General features: G+C 46.1%; 4 protein-coding genes and 2 pseudogenes. 2 read left to right on the top strand and 4 right to left on the bottom strand.

Going from position 1 to position 3,625, the window contains the following annotated elements:
- Positions 1–132: 132 nt before the first annotated feature.
- The 4 genes and pseudogenes from FD23_RS08325 to FD23_RS08315 all read right to left on the bottom strand — a co-directional run bounded on the left by FD23_RS08325 (position 133) and on the right by FD23_RS08315 (position 2,448).
- A complete protein-coding gene (locus FD23_RS08325) occupies positions 133–576 on the bottom strand; it encodes a DUF1751 domain-containing protein (protein ID WP_025896472.1) in 444 nt (147 codons plus the stop codon).
- A 39-nt stretch (positions 577–615) separates the two neighbouring features.
- Positions 616–1,071: pseudogene (locus FD23_RS10805) on the bottom strand (MATE family efflux transporter); the annotation flags it as partial.
- 18 nt (positions 1,072–1,089) lie between these two features.
- Positions 1,090–1,964, bottom strand: a pseudogene (locus FD23_RS10800) (MATE family efflux transporter).
- A gap of 61 nt (positions 1,965–2,025) precedes the next feature.
- The gene (locus FD23_RS08315) at positions 2,026–2,448 is read right to left on the bottom strand and encodes an ABC transporter ATP-binding protein (protein ID WP_230844839.1); all 423 of its coding nucleotides are present in this window, start codon (positions 2,446–2,448) and stop codon (positions 2,026–2,028) included.
- Between the two features lie 361 nt (positions 2,449–2,809).
- On the opposite strand from FD23_RS08315, the gene FD23_RS08305 reads away from it, so the two are divergent.
- Positions 2,810–3,136: an RNase H family protein gene (locus FD23_RS08305; RefSeq protein ID WP_230844838.1), complete on the top strand. Its 327-nt coding sequence runs from the start codon at positions 2,810–2,812 to the stop codon at positions 3,134–3,136.
- Positions 3,137–3,179: 43 nt separating this feature from the next.
- Positions 3,180–3,488 carry a rhodanese-like domain-containing protein gene (locus FD23_RS08300; RefSeq protein WP_025896478.1) on the top strand — a complete coding sequence of 103 codons (309 nt, stop codon included), beginning with the start codon at positions 3,180–3,182 and terminating at the stop codon, positions 3,486–3,488.
- Positions 3,489–3,625: the final 137 nt, after the last annotated feature.

Genomic DNA, 3,625 nt, shown 5'->3' with positions numbered 1-3,625 from the left:
TTGTCGTTATTAACATTGTAAGGGACAACCCTTCTTTTTTGTTGCCTATTTTCTATTTACACAAGAATTTATACTGAACCTCAAAAAATAAAATACCCGCTGACTCGTTTTTAGCAAGCTGGCGGGTATTTTTTAGTCCAGGCCCCAGGCATGGATGAGCAGGTTTAAGATTACAGTCAAAATAACAAGGAGAATCAAGCTGATCGAGTAGACCTTCGTGCTAGTCTTGCTGCTGGACCAGAATTTCATGAAGATGATCTTCTCGTCAGTGATGAAATAGTCAGTAAAGATAATGCTGATGCCAATTAAAAGGTCCATGGCCATAGTAGAAAAGGTGAGCAGCAAGGATGGCTCAAAGTCCGCTGAAAAGTAACTGGCAATTGTAAGAAACAGATAGATTGCGTTTGGAATTAACATGAAAATGTTGGTCCAATACATAAAGCGCCGGCGTTTTGGCCAGAATTGGTCAATATCTGTTCCGCCGGTCAAAAGCTTTCGGGTATTGGCCATTAAGGCCAGGCAGGCGATGGCTAAAAGCAGGCCAATGATGGAAATAATAGTTAAAACAATATGCATATTTAACTCCTCAGATTATTAACAGAATTTCTGAATTATCTAAAAACAGTCAGCTGGCTTAACTGCCTTCTTGTGCAGGTAGTAAAGCCCGGCTAAGTCGGCCAGGGCCCAGCCGATTGGGATGCTGGCCCAAATTCCGATATAGCCGATTGACGGAACCGCGGACAAGAGGTAGGCCAAAAGAACCCGGGTACCTAAGGAAAAGATCGTCAAAACAACAGAGATCATTGGCTCATCAATTGCCCGGAAGTAGCCATAGAACATAAACAAGAAACCAATCAAGGCATAGAAGCTGCCTTCGATCTGCAAGTAGCCAATACCGATCCGAATTACTTCCGGGTCACTGCTGAAGAGGGCCAGCAAGGGCTTGGCCCAAAAGACCACCAGACTGCTGATGACCAGGCAGAAGGCCAGAATCCACCAGCTGGCCTGCCGGTTTCCTTGCTTGATCCGGTCTACCTGCTGGGCACCATAGTTTTGCGCGACGAAGGTGGAATAGGCATTGCCAAAATCCTAGACAGGCGAGTAAGCCAGGGTGTCGATCTTAACGGCTGAGCTAAAGGCAGCCATGACATTAACGCCAAAGGAATTAATCCGGCCCTGCACCATGAGGATGCCCAGGTTCATGCTCGATTGCTGCAGGGCTGTCAAGCCGGCTAAAGACAGGATGCTCTTACTGATAGCTTGGTCGTAGACCATGTCCGCTTTTTTAAAACGCAGCTGGGGAAAATGCCGCCAGGCATAGATGGTTAAACATAGGCTAGCAAAGTACTGGGAAATGACGGTGGCTAAGGCTGACCCGGCCACGCACAGCCCTAGTCCTGCTACCAGCCAAATGCAGAGAATAATATTCAAGACTGAAGACAGGCAGAGGAAGATCAGGGGAATGGCTGAATTGCCAATGGCCCGCAGACTGCAGGCAAAGTAGTTGTATAAGAAAGTAGCTGGAATCCCCACGTAGATGATCAGCAGATATTGGTTGAAAAGAGCCTGGATGCTGGCCGGAATGGCTAAAAGATTAGCTGTAAACCCTAGCAAGAGATAGACCAGGAGAGTCAAAAGGATAGAGAAAAGACCAGTGCCACAGAAAGAGAGCCAGTTGCCAATGGCAAATTCCCGGTCCTCTTTCGCTCCGTATTTCATTGACAAAAGGCTCCGCAGCCCATTCTGAGACCAAGAATGATGGAGGTCAGAAAGATCATTAAGGTATAGGCTGAGCCGACAGCGGCTAAGGTATTTTTACCAATAAAGCGGCCAACGATCAAAGTGTCTGTTAAGTTGTAACACTGCTGGAGAACGTTGCCGGCCATTAGGGACAGGGCAAATTTGACCAGACCAAGGCTGATGCTGCCGGAGGTCAGATCAATGGTAGATTTGTTTTTGGACATGGATTACTCCCAGATTACTTTTTCGACAAAAAATCCCTGCCTTCTATAGCAGGGAGGGCAATTAAGGAGCCGGGAAGAAATTGATCAGGCCGGCAAAGGCAGTGATCACGACAACTGCGATGAGCCAAAACTGCTGCCTCTTCTTCAGACTCTTGAAGTAGGCCCACAGGCTCTTGTATCTGGCATCTGTTAAGAAGTCATCGCAGAAGATGACGAATTCCAGCAAAAGATTGCCGGCAAAAAGGAGGAAGGCGGTCAAGGCAGTGGCGGAAAAAGCTGAGCTCCAGTAGTTCCACAAGTAGACCATGCTGAGCAAAATTTGGATTGCAAAGGCAGAAAGGGTTAGCTTGGAGAAATTGTCGTAAGGTGCAGCTGCTTCTTTGCTGCCAGTAGCCAATTTCTTTCTGGCTTTCAGCAAAATAACCAGGTCGACCAACAATATAGCCAAACTGCCCCCAACTAAAAGTAAAAATACTGTAGTCATAGTTTCCTCCAGAGTGTGTAAAATTACTATATGAATTATAGCATTTATCAGCTGGTAAAAAGTACTGGCCGCATACTCCTAGAAAGGAAATAACTGGTCAAGTTCCGCGAAAGTCGGGTAGGGCGGCAGGCCGGTTAATTTGGCGAAGATGAAGGGGACAAACAGAGAAGAAACATAGATGACAAGCCAAGTCTGGTCTGACTTGTCAAAATAGCTCCAATAATATTTGATAGTAAAAGATTCTGCTTTGTCATCAAAAAGATATGTGTACAAGCGGGCATCGAATAAAATCAGCAACTCAAAAATTGATAAGATAAATTGCGTCTGTGTGTTGAATTCAAAAAAGCTGTACGAAATGGAAATGACTGATTTTCTGGGAAGCTTGAAGAAGCTGGAACAGTTGGGTCTGACCCAGCAGCCTTTGCTGTCTGTCTTGAACTCCCAGTACGTTATCAAGTTGGTTAGCGACACAAAAGATGGCCCGGCCTGGATGAAGAGCTGGAAAAAGCGGGACTGGAAGACGGCTAACGGAAAGCCAGTAGCCAACCAGGAACTCTGGCAGGACATTGACCGGGAGATGGCCAAGTTCGATAGCTCCAAGCTAAAATTTGCATGGTTAAGAAGCACTGTCAGTGATGCTGGCAGCGACTTTGTTGACAGCTTGCTGATAAAGCGCATGGATGAATGATGTGCTATAATCGATATATTAATGCAAATTTAAGGAGGAGCACATGAACTTATTTCAAGTAAATGACATTAACGCCGGCGTTGAAGAATACCAGAAAACGCCTCAGGCTAAACTGATCGACGTCAGAGAAGAGGATGAGTACGCAGCAGGGCACATCCCGACCAGCATCAACATCCCCTTGAGCAAGATCGAGTCCGCCCAAGGCGAGATCACAGACCTCAATACCCCACTCTTTGTCTATTGCCGCAGCGGCAACCGGAGCGGCCAAGCAGTTGCCTGGCTTAAGCAAGCTGGCTACAGCAAAGTCCAAAACATTGGCGGGATTGCCAACTATAGCGGTAAGACTGAATAAAGTACTGATCAAGTATCAAAAATTTAGATAAGAAAAGGACACCCATCACTATTCGTGATGATGTGACCCCCAAAATTGGGACAATTTAGTATTACGCCGTTAAGGTTGTTAAAACATGATTCCGATATTCAATCGGG

Origin of the sequence: Lactobacillus delbrueckii subsp. delbrueckii DSM 20074 = JCM 1012, from assembly GCF_001433875.1 — a bacterium.
GTDB classification, from domain to species: domain Bacteria; phylum Bacillota; class Bacilli; order Lactobacillales; family Lactobacillaceae; genus Lactobacillus; species Lactobacillus delbrueckii.
The sequence above is the reverse complement of the archived record's forward strand: the minus strand, read 5'-3'. Positions and strand labels throughout refer to the sequence as shown.

Excerpts from the sequence above, each read along its gene's own strand:
- FD23_RS08300 (WP_025896478.1), top strand. The coding sequence starts at position 3,180 with ATGAACTTATTTCAAGTAAATGACATTAACGCCGGCGTTGAAGAATAC.
- FD23_RS08315 (WP_230844839.1), bottom strand. The coding sequence starts at position 2,448 with ATGACTACAGTATTTTTACTTTTAGTTGGGGGCAGTTTGGCTATATTG.
- FD23_RS08325 (WP_025896472.1), bottom strand. The coding sequence starts at position 576 with ATGCATATTGTTTTAACTATTATTTCCATCATTGGCCTGCTTTTAGCC.
- FD23_RS08305 (WP_230844838.1), top strand. The coding sequence starts at position 2,810 with ATGACTGATTTTCTGGGAAGCTTGAAGAAGCTGGAACAGTTGGGTCTG.